This window comes from Mycobacterium sp. NGS61 (assembly GCF_059812325.1).
This window is the reverse complement of the sequence record NZ_JCALCL010000001.1, coordinates 489,250-506,054: the sequence shown is the minus strand read 5'-3', so window position 1 is coordinate 506,054 and position 16,805 is coordinate 489,250. Positions and strand designations below refer to the sequence as shown.

The following is a 16,805-nucleotide window of genomic DNA, read 5'->3' as shown; positions in this document are numbered from 1 at the left end:
CCAAAGGGGTAGACAAAGTTTGACTCGTTGGGGGGAAGCCAACCCGACCCCATCGGCGTGACGATCGAAGTGCCGCAGCTGCATCGATCGGGATCGTGTCGATGCGCATCAACAACGTGTCCTAGGAGCAGACCGATGGCGATAAAAACTCAACCCACCCCCTACACCCCGGCGCGGGTACCGGAACCGTACCCGACGGACTACCGAACCTGGAAGATCCTGGCCTGGACCGGTCCGGTGTTCCTGTTCGCGGTCTTCTGCCTGTGGGGGATCGTGGCCGACAACATGCCGCCATTCCCCGCCAGCGCAACGGGAGCCGAGGTCAAGCAGCATTTCCATGACTTGCGACCACGGCTGTTGATCGCACTGAGCGTCTGCCTCACCATGACCGCGTTCTACATGTCGTTCAGCGTGGCGGTCTCGCGAGTGATGGAACGCATCGAAGGTCCCGGCGGGATCCTGTCGAAGATCGAAATGATGGGCGGCACCATCACCTGCGCTCCCGTCTCGGTCACGCTGGCGATCTGGCTGGCGGCCGCGCACGAGGTCGACAATCTTCCGCCCGAGACCATGCACCTGCTCTACTGGATGGGCTGGCTCCTCTTCGATCTGGCGTATTTTGTGACGTCTCTCCAAATCGCTGCTGTCAGCATTGTTTTCATGCGGGACAAGCGGAAAACGAAGTTGGTCCCCAGCGCGGTCAGCTGGTGGGGCTGGGTCACTTTCGCATCGTTCTTCGCGGTCAGCGCCATCCCGTTCGTCACCACCGGTCCGCTGGCCTTCAACGGCGTGATCAGCTTCTGGATCGCCTTCTTCACCTGGTTCTTCTGGATCCCGTCGGTGTCCTACTTCATCATCAAAGCGATCCCGCGCCTACAGGCCGAAGATGCTGCGGCCGAACTTGCGCACGTCTAGTTCGTGAGCGTCGAAACCGCCGAGCGGGTGGAACCCAGACGCCTTCCAGGACTGGAGGGCATCTGGGTCTTCATCGGCGCCGACTCGGTGATCTTCGCGATCCTGTTCCTGACATTCATGCAGGATCGGCTCAAAAAGCCGGCGTTGTTCGAGGCGTCCCGGCACACCCTGAACATCGATCTGGGTGGGGTGGACACGCTGATCCTGTTGACGAGTTCGTGGTTGGTCGCGCTGGCCATCCAAGCCCTCAAGCGTGACCTCGTCGACCGGGTGCCCCGCTACCTGCTCGGGGGAGTGGTCACCGGGCTGATGTTCGTGGTGTCCAAATCTGTTGAGTACTCCCAGAAATTCGCCCACGGCATCACCCCGGGAACCAACCCCTTCTACATGTGGTACTTCACCCTGACCGGCATCCACCTGGCCCACGTGTTGCTCGGTACCAGCCTGCTGACGTATGTGTGGCTCAGGTCGCGGCGAGGTGCCTTCAGCAGCGGCCGCCGGGCGGTCCCGGAATCGGTGGCATCCTTCTGGCATCTCGTCGATCTGTTGTGGATTGTGTTGTTCCCGTTGCTGTATCTGATGAAAGCGGCATGATGTCGGAGTTGCGGGAGCGGGTCACCCACGTCTGGCTGGGTCTGATGGTGTTGACCTGCCTGACGACGTGGGGACTGTCCAAGGATCTGTTCAGCCCCACCGCCGCCGTCCTGGGAACGTTTGTGATTGCGGCGGTCAAAGTGCGGTACGTCATTCTGGATTTCATGGAATTGCGCCGCGCGCCGCTACCGGTGCGCGTGCTTTTCGAAGCCTGGCCGGTCGTAGTCGCAGGTGTGATCCTGGGCTGCTGGCTGACCACGCCGGCCGGGGTCTGACTACGCGCGATCTAGCGCACCCGGAGCACGACTTTGCCTTTGGCGCTGCGATTTTCGAGCGACGCCACCGCGGCCGCGGCCTCCGCCAACGGGAACACATCCGGCTCCGGGGCGGCCAGTTTGCCCGACGTGAACAGCTCCTCCAGCGCGGCCCACTGCTGTTCGAGCGCACCCGGGTGCTTACCGGCCCAGGCCCCCCAACCCACGCCGACCACGTCAATGTTGTTGAGTAGCAACCGGTTCACCTTCACGGTAGGGATCTCGCCACCGGTGAAGCCGATCACCAGCAGCCGCCCGGCCGGTGCCAGGGAACGCAGCGAATCGGTGAACCGGTCGCCGCCGACCGGGTCCACCACGATGTCGACTCCGCGGCCGTTGGTCAGCTCCTTGACCGTGTCCTTGAACCCGTCGGCCAACACCACGTCGGTGGCGCCGGCCGCTGTGGCGATCTGGCCTTTCTCCTCGGAGCTGACCACCGCGATGACGCGCGAGGCACCCATGGCCGGCGCCAGCCGCAGCGCGGAGGTGCCGATGCCGCCGGCGGCGCCGTGCACCAGTACCGTTTCGCCTTGGGCCAGGCGGCCGCGGACGGCCAGCGAGAAATACACCGTCAGGTCGTTGAACAGCACCCCGGCGCCGGCCTCGAAACTGAGGTTCTCGGGCAGCTTGAACACCCGGTCTGGTGTCAACACCGCGACCTCGGCCATTCCGCCGGTCAGCATGGTCAGGCCCAGCACCCGGTCGCCGGCCTTGACGTGGGCACCGTCAGGGGCCGAGCGGACCACCCCGGCGATCTCGGCGCCAAGCACGAAGGGCGGATCGGGCCGGTACTGGTAGAGGCCGCGGGTGAGCAGCGCGTCGGGGAATGCCACCCCGGCGGCGTGCACCTCGACCACCACGCCGTCGCCGGTGGGTTCGTCGACGTCTGCCACCTCGATAGCGTCCGGACCGTCCAGCCGAGTCACCCGTGCTGCGCGCATGCCACCTCCGATGTTGAACCTTCTGTCAATCTACGGCCCTGGCTCGTCGCGATTGCCGGCCGAGGGCCCACTGACCGCGTAGGCCAGAGAGCCAAACATAGCCAGCAGGCCGATCCAGGCCGCGGATGTGTAGGGGCGTGGCGCGGTCGGTGAGACCGAGCAAACTCTTGACGATCAACACCAGACCTGTCGGCTTCGAGGTTCGACCGGCCGTGATCTCGTTTTGGCTGGAGTTCAACGCGCCACCGACCACGAAGACCCAGAAGAAGACGAAGGCACCGAAAAGGCCCCAGCGCAAACGTAATTCACCCTTCTTCGCGAGGAATCGGATGCAACCGGATATGACGGCCACGCTCACACCGATGCCGCCGTACATGAAGCAGGTGCCTTTCAGGGTTCGACGCCACCACTGCTGCGCTGCGCCACCAGCACCCACCACGGCGGCCCGGACGGTGCTCGTTGGGTCCCGATCCCTACGGCGATGGCCACCGGCAATGCCAGGCTTGTCCAGAACAGCGGCTGCCGCAGCAAGCTGCCGCCGTTGGTGGCTCGATCCATGCTCATTCCTCGCTGCGGTCGCCGTCCCGGTGCGCCGCAATCAGACTGTCGGCTCAACGCTAATCTCACGTGATGGAGCAATTTCCACTCGGTCGCCACTCGGTGTCCCGGGTCGGCTTCGGAGCCATGCAGCTGCCGGGGCCCGGCGTGCTGGGGCCGCCGCGCGATCGAGCGGCTGCGGTGTCGGTGTTGCGGCGCGCGGTCGAATTGGGGGTGAACCACATCGATACCGCCCAGTACTACGGGCCGAAGGTGGCCAACGAACTCATCCGGGAGGCGCTGCATCCCTACCCGGAGGATCTGGCGCTGGTGAGCAAGGTCGGCGGCCGACGCGACGACACCGGCGCCTGGCTGCCGTTGTCCGATCCGGGCGATCTGCGCCGGGATCTGGAAGCCAATCTGTGCACCTTGGGTGTCGGGCAGTTGGCGGTGGTCAACCTGCGGGTGATGGAGAGCACCGAACCGGACCAACTCTTCGACGACCAGCTGGCCGTCCTCATCGCCGCCCGCGACGAAGGCCTGATCGGCGGTATCGGGCTCAGCGAGATCACCCACGCACAACTGTTGCACGCGCTGGAGATGACCGAGATCGCCTGTGTGCAGAACAGTTTCAATCTCGTCCATCGCGCCGCGATGCCGCTGGTGGATGAATGCACTTCGCGCGGTATCGCTTTCGTGCCGTTCTTCCCGCTGGGATCGGCCTTCGCCGGGGTGCACAACCCGGTATTGGGCAACGCGGTGGTGGTCCGGGCGGCCGCGCAGTACGGGCACACTCCGGCACAGGTTGCGCTGGCGTGGACACTGAGTGTGGCGCCCAACGTCCTGTTGATCGCTGGCACCTCGTCGGTGCAGCATCTGGAGGAGAATCTTGCGGTCGCCGACATCGAACTCGACGACGATGTCCGTATCCAACTCGACGCGATTGCCGGCTAGTGCCGCAACTGGTCCGCACCGCCACCGCCGCCGACGCCGCGGCCTGTGTCGAGATATACCGCCCCTACGTGCTGGACACCCCCATCACCTTCGAGACCGAAGTGCCGACCGTCGAGGACATGGCAGACCGCATCGAAGCGGCCCAGGTGGGTCACGAATGGCTCGTCCTCGAGGACGACGGGACGGTTGTCGGCTACGCCTACGCCAGCCGGTTTCACCCGCGTTCGGCCTACCGCTGGGCGGTGGAGACAAGCATCTATCTCTCACCGGATCGCAAGGCTTCGGGCGGTGGGCGCATGCTGTATACCGAATTGCTGAAACGTCTTGCCGGGCGGGGGTTCCGGCGGGTGTTCGCCTGCATCGCCCAGCCGAACGAGGCCAGCAACGAAATGCACGCAGCGTTCGGTTTCGAGCCGGTCGGCCACTTTCGCCGGGTCGGGTGGAAACTCGGGGCCTGGCACGACGTGCAGTGGTGGCAGCGCGACGCCATCTCGGCGGCGGACGAGGTGGACCCGCCCACCGAACTGGCCTGAGGGCCGGCGGTTACTTGAGTTCGGCCGAGGACAACCCGAGCAGGCGGCGGGCGACCACCAATTGCTGAATCTGTTGGGTGCCTTCGAAGATGTCCAGGATCTTGGAGTCCCGTCCCCACTTCTCCAGCAGCGTCTGCTCGGAATATCCGGTGGTGCCGGCTAATTCGACAGTCTTCAAGGTGACATCGGTGGCCATTCGGCCGGCTTTGGCCTTGCTCATCGACGCTTCTTTGGAATTGGGGATGCTGTTGTCGGCCTGCCACGCGGCGCGCAGCGACAGCAGGTAGCTGGCTTCCCAGTCAGACTCCATCCGCAAAAACTCGGCGGCGGCGGCACTTTGCACGTGCGAGGGCCGATCGTAGTCGATCTCGACCCCGGCGTTGGTGAGGATCTTGCGGATCTCCTCCAGCGCGGCGCGCCCGATGCCGACAGCCATGGCCGCCACGATCGGCCGCGTGTTGTCGAACGTCTCCATCACTCCGGAAAAGCCTTTGCCCACTTCGATTTCCGGGTTGCCCAGGATGTTGTCCCTGGGGATACGGGCGTTGTCGAAGCGGATCACCGCGGTGTCCGAACCCTTGATGCCGAGCTTGTGCTCGAGCCGCTCCACAGTGACGCCGGGGTGCTCGCGGGGTACGACGAAGGACTTGATCGCCGCCCGGCCGGCCGTCTTGTCCACTGTGGCCCACACCACGATGTGGGTGGCGCGCGAACCTGCGGTGACGAAGATCTTCTCGCCGTTGATGACGTATTCGTCACCGTCGAGTCGCGCGGTGGTCGACACCGCCGCGGAGTCCGAGCCGAATCCGGGCTCGGTGATGGCCATGGCGGCCCACACCTTGCCGAAGCGTTCCAGTTGCTCCTCGGTGGCGACCGCGGAGATGGCCGCGTTGCCCAGACCCTGATAGGGGATGGACAGCATCATCGCCAGGTCGCCCCAGCTGGCCTCGAGGGTCTGCACCAGCGCGGCCATGTTCGCGCCGTTGTGATTGTCTTCTTTGCTGTCGGCACCGCGCAGTTCGCCGGCCCCGGCAAAGCTGAACGAGTCCGATGCTCCCTCGAACAGATTGATCAGCGTGTCGAGCTCGACCGGATAGGCGTGTTCCTTCAGGTCGTACTTGCGGGCGATGGGCCGCACCAGCTCGGCGACACCCTGGTGGGTCTTGGTGATCACCGCTTGCAGCTTGCCCGGTAGCTCCAGATTGATTGCCATGATGAGTCTTTCGCCTAGAAGTTAGATGACCACAACGCCCTCGGCGACGCCGATGGCCCGCAGATCGCGGTACCAGCGCTCGACCGGGTGTTCCTTGGTATAGCCGTGGCCGCCGAGCAACTGCACGCCGTCCAGGCCGATTTGCATGCCCTTGTCGGAGGCGAATCGCTTGGCCAGTGCCGCTTCCCGGGCGAACGGTAGGCCCTGTTCGGCACGCGATGCGCCGCGCCAGGTGATCAACCGCAGTCCGTCGAGTTCGATGGCGATGTTCGCGCACATGAACGCGACGGCTTGCCGACGCGCGATCGGTTCGCCGAAGGCCTCGCGCTCCTTCACGTAGGGGATGACGTAGTCGAGCACCGCGTGGGAGGTTCCGACTGCCAGCGCGGCCCAACCCAGCCGGGCAAGGGCGATCGCTTCGGAGTAGTCGGCGTCGGCCGCGTCGTCCTCGCCCAGTCGGGCGTCCAGTGGCACGGTCACTCCGGAAAGGTGGACCTGTCCCAGGGCCGCCGCGCGGATTCCCATGCTCGGGTCGGCCTGGACGGTCAGTCCTTTGGCGGTCGACTCGACGATGAACAATGCGGGCTTGCCGTTGAGCTGGGCGCCGATGATGAACAGTTCGGCGTCAGCGGCGGCCGGCACCAGGGACTTCACGCCGTCCAGGCGGTAGCCGGACGGGGTGCGCACCGCGGTGGTCCGCAGCCTGGTCGGGTCGAACAGCGGCTGCGGTTCGGCAATGGCCACGCATGCCTGCGGCACGTTCTCACCGGCGAACTCGCCGAGGTAGGTCGACTGCTGGTCGGCGCTGCCCCAGTGGGTCAGTGCGGCCGCGACGCCGCCGGGCGCCAGGATCGGCAATGCCTGTCCCATATCGCCGTATGCCAGCGCCTCGGCGACCAGCACGTTGGTGACCGAGGAGCGGTGCTCGGCGATGCCGTCGAAGTCCTCAGGGATGTTGATGGCGGTGATCCCGAGCTCGGCAGCCTTGGCGATCAGACCGGCCGGGTAGCTCGCGGCCTCGTCGGCGTCGTGGGCGGCCGGACGCAGAATCTCGCCGGCGAACTCCTCGACGGTCTCGACGATCATTTTCTGGTCGTCGTCCGGTGTCAGGTCGAAGTAGTTCTTGCCGCTGGCTTTCAGTCGGGTCGGTGTACCCCGCAGGTTCTGCACCCGCTTGAACTGGCGACCCGCGGCGGCAGTGGTGGTGAACAACTGCTTGGTGCCGTACCGCAGCGCCCGATTCAGCGGATCGCGTAACCGATATTTGTCCAGGAACTCCTGGCCGACGATCGGCGTGATCAGCGCGATGGCGACGTCGACGCCGGTGCGTTTGTGCGGTTTCATCCCGATCTGGCGGTCATCGCGCTTCTTGGTGCGCGATCGGCTTTTCGAAACTGTGTCGGTCATGTCAGCAGCCTCTGTCGTTGGGGCGTTGCGAATAACCGTATCTTACTCCAGAGTAAGATAGATAGGCCCGTGTTAGTTAGTTCACAGGCTGCGCAGGCTGTTCAGCACCCGGTCATGCAGCAGGCCGTTGGTCGCGACCGCGCTGCCGCCGTGCGGTCCCGCGGTGCCGTCCAGGCTGGTGAACCGGCCGCCGGCCTCGCGCACCACAATGTCCAGCGCGGCCAGGTCCCACACCGATACCTCTGGTTCGGCCGCGATGTCGACGGCCCCCTCCGCCAGCAGGCAGTACGACAGAAAGTCGCCGTAGGCACGTACCCGCCAGACGGTGTCGGTCAGCGCGATGAACTGCTCGCGTAAACCGCGATCCGCCCATCCGGACAGGCTGGAGAACGACAGACTCGCCGAATCCAGTTCCGCGACAGCCGAAACCGACAGTCGGCGCGGGGCCGCCCCGTTGATCGATGCAAATGCGCCTGCGCCGCTCGCCGCCCACCACCGGCGCTGCAATGCGGGGGCGCTGACCACCCCAACGACCGGCACCCCGTCGACCAACAGCGCGATCAGGCTGGCCCAGACGGGGACTCCGCGCACGAAATTCTTGGTGCCGTCGATCGGATCGATGATCCACTGTCGTCCGGTGCAGGCGGCCGTACCGCCGAACTCCTCGCCGAGCACGTCGTCGCCGCGACGGCCGACCGCGATCGCCTCGCGCAACTCGGCTTCGACCGTGCGGTCTGCGTCGGTCACCGGGGTCAGGTCGGGTTTGGTGTCGACGCGGAGATCGATCGCGCCGAACCGGGCGCGGGTCAGCGTATCCGCACGATCGGCCAGATCCAGCGCGAACTGCAGATCGTCGTTCATTTCTGCAGTCCTACCATGGCGGCATGTGGGAATTCCTGGCGTTGATCATGCTGGTGGCCGTGCTGGCGATGTTCATCGTGCCCCGGTTCATCAAGCCCGGGCCACGCGGCGCACTGGCCAGCGGCACCCTGCTTGTGACCGGGGTCAGCCCACGGTCAGAGGAAGCCGGTGAGCAGTTGGTCACCATCTCCGGCGTCATGAACGGGCCGACCGTCAACGAGCATCCGGTCTACCGGCAAATGGTCGTCGACGCCGATCAGTGGCCGACGATAGGACAGCAGTTTCCGGTCGTGTATTCGCCCAAAAATCCGGATAACTGGAACTTCGCGCCACCAGAGCAGCTGCCGGGCGAGTAGTGCATCGACGCTGGTCCGCCCGTGGCTGCGGCCGTAGCATTGCCCAGTGTGTGGGCGGGTGGTACTGGTGAACGCTTTGGCCGTGAATTGACCCGTCAACCGTGGTGATTCACGGCATCCAGCGCGCCGCGCAGCGCGTCCGGGTTGCGCAGGAACGGCGTGATGATGTCGACGGGCAGCGGGAAGACCACGGTGGAGTTCTGATCGGCACCCAGCTCCAAAAGTGTTTGCAGATAACGCAGTTGCAGCGACGCCGGACTCTTCGAGAGCGTCTCGGCGGCCTGGCGCAACTCCTCGGACGCCTGCAGTTCGCCGCGGGCATTGATCACCTTCGCGCGGCGCTCACGCTCTGCCTCGGCCTCGCGGGCCATCGCCCGCTGCATCGACTCGGGAATCTCGACGTCCTTGATCTCCACTACGCGCACCTGCACACCCCAGGGTTCGGTCATCTTCTCGATGATGGTGCGCAGGTCGCTGTTCAGGTCCTCGCGGTGAGCCAACAGCGTGTCCAGGTCGACGCGGCCCAGCAGCGAACGCAAGGTGGTCTGGGCGATCTGGGAGGTGGCCATCGCGTAGTTCTCCACGGCCAGAATCGCTTTCAGCGGTTCGGTGACCGAGAACATGACCACCGCGTTGACGCGGGCCGGCACGTTGTCGCGGGTGATCACCTCCTGCGGCGGGATGGTGAGCGTCACCAGGCGCTGGTCGACGCGAACCATTCTGTCCACCAACGGGATCAGGAACCGCAGTCCCGGCTGGTACAGCGGACGGATGTGACCCATCCGGAACACCACCCCGCGCTCGTACTCCCGTAGCACCGACAGCGAGACCACGGCGAGGCCGACGAGCAACACGATCCCGAGGACGACCACACCGATCACCAAACCGGTCATGTCTTGTTCTCCTTGCCTTCCCATCCTCCCCAGCGGGTGGAGTAGCGGTCGACCGCGGCAGCCACCTGGTCCTCGATCGCGGTCCGGTGTGGTAGGTGGTCCGGCGCGTTGGCCGGGGTGTTCCACAGGTGCCGGGCAAGCGGCAGCCCGAGCAGTGTGATCACCGTGATGGTGCCCGCCAACACCAGGACATCAGCCGGCGTGTGGTTGGTGACCATCATCGCCAGCGGTAGCACAATACCGAAAGCCGCTACGCTGCAAGCGATCCCGCGGTGAAAACGGCCGGCTTCCGAATGCGGCCACGGATCGACCTCACGGCTGATCTCGCGTCCGTGGTTCGACGTGGTGCAGGTGGACTTGACCGGGCAGCTGTTGCACACGATGGGCAGTGCCCGGTAGCGCATCACCCGGTGCTTGGGATCGAACGAGGTCGGCCACAGCCAGTGATCCCGCGGGCACACCCAGGCGTCATGGTCGGGCCGGTAACTGAATTGCCCGCTGCGCCAAGCCGCTGCGCGTGCTGAGGCATGCCGTGCCATCAGGTCGAAACACCACCCGATGGCCAGCAGCAGCAGCGAATAGCCGGCGATCAGCCATACCGACGTCGCGGGCGCGGCCATCTCTCAGTCCTTCGCCGTTGTCGGCTCCACCGCGGTGTTCTCGGTGTACAGCGCATGTTCGGGCAGCTCGTCCACCGTTGTGCCGGACCGGAAGTTGCGCAGCGCCAGCAAGGCCATCCAGACGAACGGCAATATGCCACCGCCAATCAGGATGATGTCACCGGGCATCCGCAGCCATTCGAGTACCGCGTTGCCCGGTTTGGTGATGTAACCCAGGGTGCGCGCCTCGAAGTAGCCGTCGTTGACGGAGTGGTACAGCTGCATCACGCCCAATGGCAGCAGTGTGACGAACACCATCCAGGCGAGTCCGATGTTCATGCACCAGAACGAGATTCGGGCCAACTTCTCCGGCCACTTGTCGGCCGGGATCACATAGCGGAACGCGAACATCGCCAGTCCGACGGCGAGCATCCCGTAGACACCCATCATCGCGGCGTGACCGTGATTGGCCGTCAGCGCCGTGCCGATCTGGTAGTAGGACACCACCGGCAGGTTGATCAGGAACCCGAAGATACCGGCTCCCAAGAAGTTCCAGAATCCCACGGCCACCAGGAACATCACCGCCCAGCGGTGCGGGAACGGGTTGGCGTCACCGGATTGCTGGCGTGCGCCGAGTTGCAGGAACGCCCACGCCTCCACGGTGAGGAATGTCAGCGGGATGACCTCCGCGGCGGAGAAGAACGCCCCAAGTGCCATGTGTTCCACTGGCGTTCCGGAGAAATACAGGTGATGCATGGTGCCGATGACGCCGCCGGCCGAGTACAGGATGACGTCGAGGAAGATCACCCCGAGCGCGATGCGTTCCCGCACCACACCCAGCAGCACGAACATGTACGCCACCATCACGGTGGTGAACAACTCCAGGAAGTCTTCGACCCACAGGTGCACCACCCAGAACCGCCAGAAGTCGGCGACGGTGTAGTGGGTGTCGCTGGTGGCCAGCAGGCCGACGGCGTAGAACGCCGGAATCGCCAAGCCGGAGAAGAAGAACAGCCACGGCATGTTCATCTTCGACTCACCCTTGAGTCGGGCGCGGATGCCGCGCCAGATGATCGCGATCCACACGAACAACCCGACGACGAGCAGGATCTGCCACAACCGCGGCAGGTCGAGATACTCCCACTGCTGGGAGAACAGCCCGCCTTCGGGGATGACACCGTAAATGGACAGGGCTTCGCAGGTCAGTGAGCCGAACACCACCAGCGCGACCGCGCCCAGCAGGATGTAGGCAAGCAGCGCTTGACGTTTCGGCTCGCGACGCGCGATGAACGGCACCAGGAAGATACCGCCCGCCAGGAACGCTGCCGCCGTCCAGAACAGGGCCAACTGCAGATGCCAGGTGCGGGCCAGGTTGTAGGGCAGTATCCGGGCCAGATCAAAGCCGAAGAACGTCGACAGGTCGGCGCGGTAGTGCTCGGCCGCCGCACCCAGCAGCGCTTGGGCCAAGAAGAGCACCGAAACGACCGCGAAGAACCAGATGGTGGCTCGTTGGGCCGGCGTCAGGCCCACCTCACCGGGTTGCCGGAAAGACAGCGTAGAGGTCTCAGCGCCGTGCCAACCGACCTTCTGGCTCCAGCGGCCGTAGACGGCGAACATGATGCCGATACCGCCCAGCAGCGCGATCAGCGACAGCGCCGACCACACGATGACCGCCGCGGTAGGACCGTTGTCGACGCGCTGCTCGGCCGGCCAGTTGTTGGTGTAGGTGTATTTGTGCCCGGGCCGTTCGGCCGCGGCTGCCCAAGCGGTCCAGGCGAAGAACGCCGTCAACTGACGAATCTGCGTCTTGTCGGTGATCAGGTGCGGCAACAACCCGTATTTGGTGGAGTTCTCACCGAAATAGGCTGCGTAATGATTTTGCAGGTGGTCGAAGGCCGCGGCCTGGTGAGCGGTGAAGGACAGCGTCTTGGTGTCGGGGTTGTAGCGGTTGGTGCGGAATTCGGTGACAACTCGTTGGCGCGGATCTGCGACGCCTTCGGCGCGAAATTGGTCGGCGACGTCGTCGGTCGCCATGCGCAGGTATTCGGCGGTGTAGTCGGGTCCCAGATAGGCGCCGTGACCCAGCACCGACCCGTACTGCATCAGCCCGCGGGCCTGAAAGAGCTCTTGGCCCTTGGTGATGTCGTCGCTGGTGAACAGTGTTTGTCCGGTTTCGCTGACCACCTTGTCCGGCATCGGCATGGCCGCCGTGTAGGTCCGGTAGGCCAGGATGCCCATGACCAGGAAACCGAAGATCATCACCAGGGCAACCCCCTGGACCCAGCCCTTACCCACTAGCGGCTGGGCGGACGGCTGAGCGGGATTCGGCGTGGACGATACCTCTTGAACAGCCATTTGCAGGATCTCCTGTCTGGGCGATGGGCTGTATCGCCGGGCGCTGGCAATGGTATTTGCGCGCTCACCTGGTGGCTAGGGACTAATGGCCCGGATCCGGGGACCAACTCCTCTGGGAATCGATCCGGCCCGCTCCTAACGTTCGGATTAGCCGGAAAGACCGAAGGAGGAGACCACGATGAGCGGCCGCGAGCCTGGTCCTGCAATCGTCGTCGGTATCGACGGATCGAAGGCCGCGTTGCACGCGGCGGTGTGGGCCACCGATGAAGCCATTGAGCGTGATGTTCCGCTGCGACTGATCTACGTCATCGATGCGTTGCAGAGCGCCGGGATCGAAAGGTGCCGGGCAGCCGCGCGCGCCGCGCTGTACGACGCCTTCCGGGCGATCAGAGCAACCGGCAGCGACGTCACCGTCGAAACCGACATCCGCTGGGGTAAACCGCTCAACAAGTTGATGCAGGAGTCCAGGTCGGCCGCGATGATCTGTGTCGGCTCGATCGGCCTCGCCCATGCCCGTAGCGGCCAGGGATCGGTCGCGGGCGCCCTGGCGGGATCGTCGCTGTGCCCCGTGGCAGTGATCCACCGCAGGCCCGACGGCAGCACAACCCCCGAGATCAGCCGGGTGGTCGTGGAGGTGGAGAATGGTTCGGTGCTGCGACACGCGTTCCGGGAGGCCCGGCTGCGGGAAGTCCCGTTGCGTGCCGTTTCGGTGCAGGCGAAGCGCACCACTGATCAGAACGGTTTACAGCAGGCACAATTGGACCGCCGCTTGAGCAGGTGGACGCGGTTGTATCCCGATGTCCGGGTCGAGTCGGCGGTGGTGCCCGGCCATTCCTGCCGCTACCTGGCCGACTACGCCGGACCGGGGCAGCTGTTCGTCACCGACGCGCATACCGCGCAGGTGTGCAGTGTCTACAACGCGGGATCCTCGGTGCTGACCGTGCGGTGCAGCAACTTGTAGGGACCGAATTCGGAGGGGCGCGTTGGTAAGAGTCTTCCTGGTCGACGACCACGAGGTGGTGCGGCGCGGTCTCATCGACTTGCTCGGCGCCGACCCCGAACTCGACGTCGTCGGCGAAGCCGGCTCGGTGGCCGAGGCGATGTCACGGATACCGGCGGCCAACCCCGACGTGGCGGTCCTCGATGTCCGGTTGCCCGACGGCAACGGCATCGAACTGTGCCGAGATCTGTTGTCCCGCATGCCCGAATTGCGATGCCTGATCCTGACCTCCTACACCTCTGACGAGGCGATGCTGGATGCGATCCTGGCCGGCGCCAGCGGGTACGTGGTCAAAGACATCAAAGGCATGGAGCTGGCCCACGCCGTCAAGGAGGTGGGTGCGGGCCGGTCATTGCTCGACAATCGAGCGGCCGCGGCCCTGATGTCCAAACTGCGGGACGCCACCGAGAAGCCTGACCCGTTGTCGGGCCTCACCGACCAGGAACGCACGCTGCTGGGCCTGCTCAGCGAGGGTCTGACCAACAGACAGATCGCGGACCGGATGTTCCTCGCCGAGAAGACGGTGAAGAACTACGTCTCCCGGTTGCTGGCCAAGCTCGGCATGGAACGGCGCACCCAAGCCGCCGTGTTCGCAACGGAATTGAAGCGCTCGCGGTTACCCGGTGACGGACGATGAACCAGGACGAGCCGAGCCTGCACCCGTTCCGGCAGACGTTGTCCCAGCTGCGGCTGCGCGAGCTGCTGGTCGAGGTGCAGGACCGGGTCGAGCAGATCGTCGAGGGCCGCGACCGGCTCGACGGTCTGCTCGAGGCGATGTTGGTGGTCACCTCGGGTCTCGAGCTCAACGAAACGTTGCGCAGGATCGTGCGCTCGGCGACCAATCTCGTCGACGCCCGCTACGGCGCGCTCGAGGTGCACGATCGGGAAAACCGGGTCCTGAACTTCGTCCACGAAGGCATCGATCCGGAAACTGTCAAGCGGATCGGCCACCTGCCCGAGGGGCTCGGTGTCATCGGGCTACTCATCGACGAACCCAAAGCGCTACGGCTGGACGACCTTTCGCGACATCCGGCCTCGGTTGGATTCCCCGAGCACCACCCGCCGATGCGGACGTTCCTCGGGGTACCGGTCCGGGTGCGCGACATCTCATTCGGAACGCTGTATCTGACCGACAAGACGAACGGACAACCGTTCAGCGAAGACGACGAGGTCCTGGTGCAGGCGCTGGCCGCCGCCGCCGGTATCGCCATCGCCAACGCACGGCTGTACCAACAGGCCAAGGCGCGCCAGTCGTGGATCGCGGCGACCCGCGACATCGCCACCGAGTTGCTGTCCGGCACCGAACCTGCCACGGTGTTCCGGCTGGTCGGCGAGGAGGCGATCAGCCTGACTGCAGCCGACGCCGCGCTGGTCGCGGTGCCGCTCGACAGCAGCGCAACGGCCGCCGACGTCTCGGAGTTGCTGGTGATCGAGACGGTCGGTAGCACGGTCGAAACCATTGCCGGACAGACCATTCCGGTGGCGGGCACCGCGTTGGGCGAGGTATTCGTCAACGGCACGCCGCGGCAGATCGCCCGGCTGGACCTGGACGGCGCAGCGGGGCCGCTCGCCGCAGGACCAGCGCTGCTGCTGCCGCTGCGCGCCGCCGACACCGTCGCCGGCGTCGTCGTGGTGTTGCGTCAGGGTGCAACGCAATCCTTCACCGACGACCAACTCGAAATGATGGCCGCGTTCGCCGATCAGGCCGCACTGGCCCTGCAATTGGCCACCTCGCAGCGCCGCATGCGCGAACTCGACATCCTGACCGACCGCGACCGCATCGCGCGCGACCTGCATGACCACGTGATCCAGCGGTTGTTCGCGGTCGGGCTGTCCCTACAGGGGACCGTGCCCCGGACCATGGAACCCGAAGTGCGGCAACGGCTCTCCGAGGCGGTCGACGATCTGCAGGCGGTGATCCAGGAGATCCGGACCACCATCTTCGATCTACACGGCGCCTCGCAGGGCATCACTCGGTTGCGGCAGCGAATCGACGCCGCCGTCAGCCAATTCGCCGCAGCCGGATTGCGTACCTCTGTGCAATATGTCGGCCCGCTGTCCGTCGTGGACAGCGCATTGGCCGAGCACGCCGAGGCGGTGGTCCGGGAAGCGGTGAGCAACGCCGCGCGCCACTCGCAGGCCACCACCCTGACGGTGCGGGTGCGCGTCGACGACGACCTGTGCATCGAGGTCAGCGACAACGGCCGCGGCATGCCGGGTGACTACACCGGCAGCGGTCTGATCAATCTGCAGCGTCGGGCCGAGGAGTCGGGTGGTGAGTTTCTCGTCGAGAACCTGCCCACCGGCGGCACGTTGCTGCGCTGGTCGGCACCGTTGCTCCAATAACTATTCGGGCCAGTCGACGACGCGCGCCAACCGGCGCCGAGGCGTCGCCGGCAGCGGATCGGCGTTGATCGGGGCCCAGCCGACGCGCAGCAGCATCTGCGGGTAGCCGCGGGCGCCGAACACGTCGGCGCGGATCGCGTCGCGGGTCGCCGCGATCTCCAGCGGTTCGGTGATCGGGCAGCACGCCAGACCCATCGCGGTGGCGGTGAGCAACACGATGCTGGTGGCTTCCCCGGCGCGCAGTTGCGCCAACCGGTCGTCGTTCTCGGTGCCCAGCGCCAGGATGGCGCTGCTGTCGTCGGCGGGGGAGATGCCCGACGGTTGCGCCAGCCCAGGTCCGGCGAACAGGCGGCCGGGAATCGGGGAGCTGGGGTCCGACGGCGGAGCGCTGCGGGCCGGAACACCGGCCACCGCGCCGTACCGGCCACTCCACGTGGTCAGCTCGCGCATGTAGGCGTCGTTACCGGCATGGTCCGAAACCGCCTTGCATACAATCTCTTTCATTCGGTCCAGCGCGTCGATCTGGCGCAGCATGACTCCGCTGCGCGCAGCCCGGGCGGCCATCTGCGCGACGTCGCCGCCAGGTACCGGCCAGGAACTGTAGGCACGGCGATCGGTTCGCCGCCGCGGAATGGCCGCCGCCAGTGCGATGTCAGGCTGGTCGGGAGGCTGCGGCACCACCTCGAGGGTGGCCAGGTGACGCGAGTTGTCGGGATCGGGGAACCGACTCACCTTCGCGTGCCAACCCATCGACGCCAACGCGACCACGCAGTGATGGAGCGCGACACCGCAACTGATGATCAGATCGCGCCCGTCCGGGTCGGTGTTCTCCAGCTGCATCTCCGGCTCGGAGAACAGCTCCAGACGTGCGGCACGCACCCGCCAGCGCCACGGCTGGGTGTTGTGAATCGACGGTGCGCGGGTGGCCAGAGTGAGGACCGTCCGCAGCGTGTCGGCATCGGGGAACTGGGCGTTCATGGGTGCCGA

At 65.5% G+C, this 16,805-nt stretch carries 19 protein-coding genes; 9 read left to right on the top strand and 10 right to left on the bottom strand.

What is annotated here, in order from left to right:
- The first annotated feature begins 135 nt into the window (after nucleotides 1–135).
- The 3 genes from AC5Y3Z_RS02485 to AC5Y3Z_RS02475 are packed head-to-tail and all read left to right on the top strand — an operon-like array spanning nucleotide 136 to nucleotide 1,784.
- Nucleotides 136–915, top strand: coding sequence for a hypothetical protein (locus tag AC5Y3Z_RS02485; protein WP_473139141.1), 780 nt, complete (start codon nucleotides 136–138; stop codon nucleotides 913–915).
- Nucleotides 916–918: 3 nt separating this feature from the next.
- Nucleotides 919–1,509, top strand: a complete 591-nt coding sequence (locus AC5Y3Z_RS02480) for a cytochrome c oxidase subunit 3 family protein (protein WP_463827625.1) — start codon at nucleotides 919–921, stop codon at nucleotides 1,507–1,509.
- Nucleotides 1,506–1,784: a cytochrome C oxidase subunit IV family protein gene (locus AC5Y3Z_RS02475; protein WP_463827626.1), complete on the top strand. Its 279-nt coding sequence runs from the start codon at nucleotides 1,506–1,508 to the stop codon at nucleotides 1,782–1,784. Before AC5Y3Z_RS02480 ends, AC5Y3Z_RS02475 begins: the two co-directional genes overlap by 4 nt.
- A gap of 11 nt (nucleotides 1,785–1,795) precedes the next feature.
- Here the strand turns inward: AC5Y3Z_RS02475 and AC5Y3Z_RS02470 are convergent, their stop codons facing one another.
- The 3 genes from AC5Y3Z_RS02470 to AC5Y3Z_RS02460 are packed head-to-tail and all read right to left on the bottom strand — an operon-like array spanning nucleotide 1,796 to nucleotide 3,322.
- The gene (locus AC5Y3Z_RS02470; protein ID WP_473139140.1) at nucleotides 1,796–2,764 is read right to left on the bottom strand and encodes an NADPH:quinone oxidoreductase family protein; all 969 of its coding nucleotides are present in this window, start codon (nucleotides 2,762–2,764) and stop codon (nucleotides 1,796–1,798) included.
- A 25-nt stretch (nucleotides 2,765–2,789) separates the two neighbouring features.
- Nucleotides 2,790–3,140 carry a hypothetical protein gene (locus tag AC5Y3Z_RS02465; protein WP_473139139.1) on the bottom strand — a complete coding sequence of 117 codons (351 nt, stop codon included), beginning with the start codon at nucleotides 3,138–3,140 and terminating at the stop codon, nucleotides 2,790–2,792.
- 14 nt (nucleotides 3,141–3,154) lie between these two features.
- Nucleotides 3,155–3,322 carry a hypothetical protein gene (locus AC5Y3Z_RS02460; RefSeq protein ID WP_463827628.1) on the bottom strand — a complete coding sequence of 56 codons (168 nt, stop codon included), beginning with the start codon at nucleotides 3,320–3,322 and terminating at the stop codon, nucleotides 3,155–3,157.
- Nucleotides 3,323–3,394: 72 nt separating this feature from the next.
- Here AC5Y3Z_RS02460 and AC5Y3Z_RS02455 point away from each other — a divergent pair, with 72 nt between their 5' ends.
- Together AC5Y3Z_RS02455 and AC5Y3Z_RS02450 are read left to right on the top strand one after the other, a co-directional pair.
- Nucleotides 3,395–4,255 carry an oxidoreductase gene (locus AC5Y3Z_RS02455; RefSeq protein ID WP_473139138.1) on the top strand — a complete coding sequence of 287 codons (861 nt, stop codon included), beginning with the start codon at nucleotides 3,395–3,397 and terminating at the stop codon, nucleotides 4,253–4,255.
- Between the two features lie 8 nt (nucleotides 4,256–4,263).
- Nucleotides 4,264–4,788 carry a GNAT family N-acetyltransferase gene (locus AC5Y3Z_RS02450; RefSeq protein ID WP_463827786.1) on the top strand — a complete coding sequence of 175 codons (525 nt, stop codon included), beginning with the start codon at nucleotides 4,264–4,266 and terminating at the stop codon, nucleotides 4,786–4,788.
- 10 nt (nucleotides 4,789–4,798) lie between these two features.
- Here AC5Y3Z_RS02450 and AC5Y3Z_RS02445 read toward each other — a convergent pair whose 3' ends face one another.
- The 3 genes from AC5Y3Z_RS02445 to hisN all read right to left on the bottom strand — a co-directional run bounded on the left by AC5Y3Z_RS02445 (nucleotide 4,799) and on the right by hisN (nucleotide 8,269).
- Complete coding sequence (locus tag AC5Y3Z_RS02445) at nucleotides 4,799–6,001, bottom strand: acyl-CoA dehydrogenase family protein (protein WP_473139137.1); 1,203 nt, start codon at nucleotides 5,999–6,001, stop codon at nucleotides 4,799–4,801.
- A 21-nt stretch (nucleotides 6,002–6,022) separates the two neighbouring features.
- Nucleotides 6,023–7,408 carry an acyl-CoA dehydrogenase family protein gene (locus AC5Y3Z_RS02440; protein ID WP_473139136.1) on the bottom strand — a complete coding sequence of 462 codons (1,386 nt, stop codon included), beginning with the start codon at nucleotides 7,406–7,408 and terminating at the stop codon, nucleotides 6,023–6,025.
- Nucleotides 7,409–7,489: 81 nt separating this feature from the next.
- Nucleotides 7,490–8,269 carry a histidinol-phosphatase gene (hisN, locus tag AC5Y3Z_RS02435; protein ID WP_473139135.1) on the bottom strand — a complete coding sequence of 260 codons (780 nt, stop codon included), beginning with the start codon at nucleotides 8,267–8,269 and terminating at the stop codon, nucleotides 7,490–7,492.
- 23 nt (nucleotides 8,270–8,292) lie between these two features.
- Here hisN and AC5Y3Z_RS02430 point away from each other — a divergent pair, with 23 nt between their 5' ends.
- Nucleotides 8,293–8,625 (top strand): hypothetical protein, encoded by a 333-nt coding sequence (locus tag AC5Y3Z_RS02430; protein ID WP_473139134.1) that lies wholly within the window; start codon nucleotides 8,293–8,295, stop codon nucleotides 8,623–8,625.
- Between the two features lie 95 nt (nucleotides 8,626–8,720).
- Here the strand turns inward: AC5Y3Z_RS02430 and AC5Y3Z_RS02425 are convergent, their stop codons facing one another.
- From AC5Y3Z_RS02425 to AC5Y3Z_RS02415, 3 genes are read right to left on the bottom strand one after another with little or no spacing between them, the layout of a single operon-like run.
- Nucleotides 8,721–9,518: a slipin family protein gene (locus AC5Y3Z_RS02425; protein WP_463827634.1), complete on the bottom strand. Its 798-nt coding sequence runs from the start codon at nucleotides 9,516–9,518 to the stop codon at nucleotides 8,721–8,723.
- Nucleotides 9,515–10,138 carry a hypothetical protein gene (locus tag AC5Y3Z_RS02420; RefSeq protein WP_473139133.1) on the bottom strand — a complete coding sequence of 208 codons (624 nt, stop codon included), beginning with the start codon at nucleotides 10,136–10,138 and terminating at the stop codon, nucleotides 9,515–9,517. Before AC5Y3Z_RS02420 ends, AC5Y3Z_RS02425 begins: the two co-directional genes overlap by 4 nt.
- Nucleotides 10,139–10,141: 3 nt before the next feature.
- Nucleotides 10,142–12,472, bottom strand: a complete 2,331-nt coding sequence (locus AC5Y3Z_RS02415) for a nitric-oxide reductase large subunit (RefSeq protein ID WP_463827636.1) — start codon at nucleotides 12,470–12,472, stop codon at nucleotides 10,142–10,144.
- A 178-nt stretch (nucleotides 12,473–12,650) separates the two neighbouring features.
- Between AC5Y3Z_RS02415 and AC5Y3Z_RS02410 the strand changes: the two genes are divergently transcribed.
- The 3 genes from AC5Y3Z_RS02410 to AC5Y3Z_RS02400 are packed head-to-tail and all read left to right on the top strand — an operon-like array spanning nucleotide 12,651 to nucleotide 15,818.
- Nucleotides 12,651–13,433 carry a universal stress protein gene (locus tag AC5Y3Z_RS02410; protein WP_473139132.1) on the top strand — a complete coding sequence of 261 codons (783 nt, stop codon included), beginning with the start codon at nucleotides 12,651–12,653 and terminating at the stop codon, nucleotides 13,431–13,433.
- Nucleotides 13,434–13,455: 22 nt separating this feature from the next.
- On the top strand, nucleotides 13,456–14,109 hold the full coding sequence (gene dosR / locus AC5Y3Z_RS02405) for a hypoxia response regulator transcription factor DosR/DevR (protein WP_463827638.1): 654 nt from the start codon (nucleotides 13,456–13,458) through the stop codon (nucleotides 14,107–14,109).
- Nucleotides 14,106–15,818 carry a GAF domain-containing sensor histidine kinase gene (locus AC5Y3Z_RS02400; protein WP_473139131.1) on the top strand — a complete coding sequence of 571 codons (1,713 nt, stop codon included), beginning with the start codon at nucleotides 14,106–14,108 and terminating at the stop codon, nucleotides 15,816–15,818. Before dosR ends, AC5Y3Z_RS02400 begins: the two co-directional genes overlap by 4 nt.
- On the opposite strand, the gene AC5Y3Z_RS02395 is transcribed toward AC5Y3Z_RS02400, so the two are convergent.
- Nucleotides 15,819–16,796, bottom strand: a complete 978-nt coding sequence (locus AC5Y3Z_RS02395; protein ID WP_473139279.1) for an Acg family FMN-binding oxidoreductase — start codon at nucleotides 16,794–16,796, stop codon at nucleotides 15,819–15,821. It lies immediately after the preceding gene.
- Nucleotides 16,797–16,805: the final 9 nt, after the last annotated feature.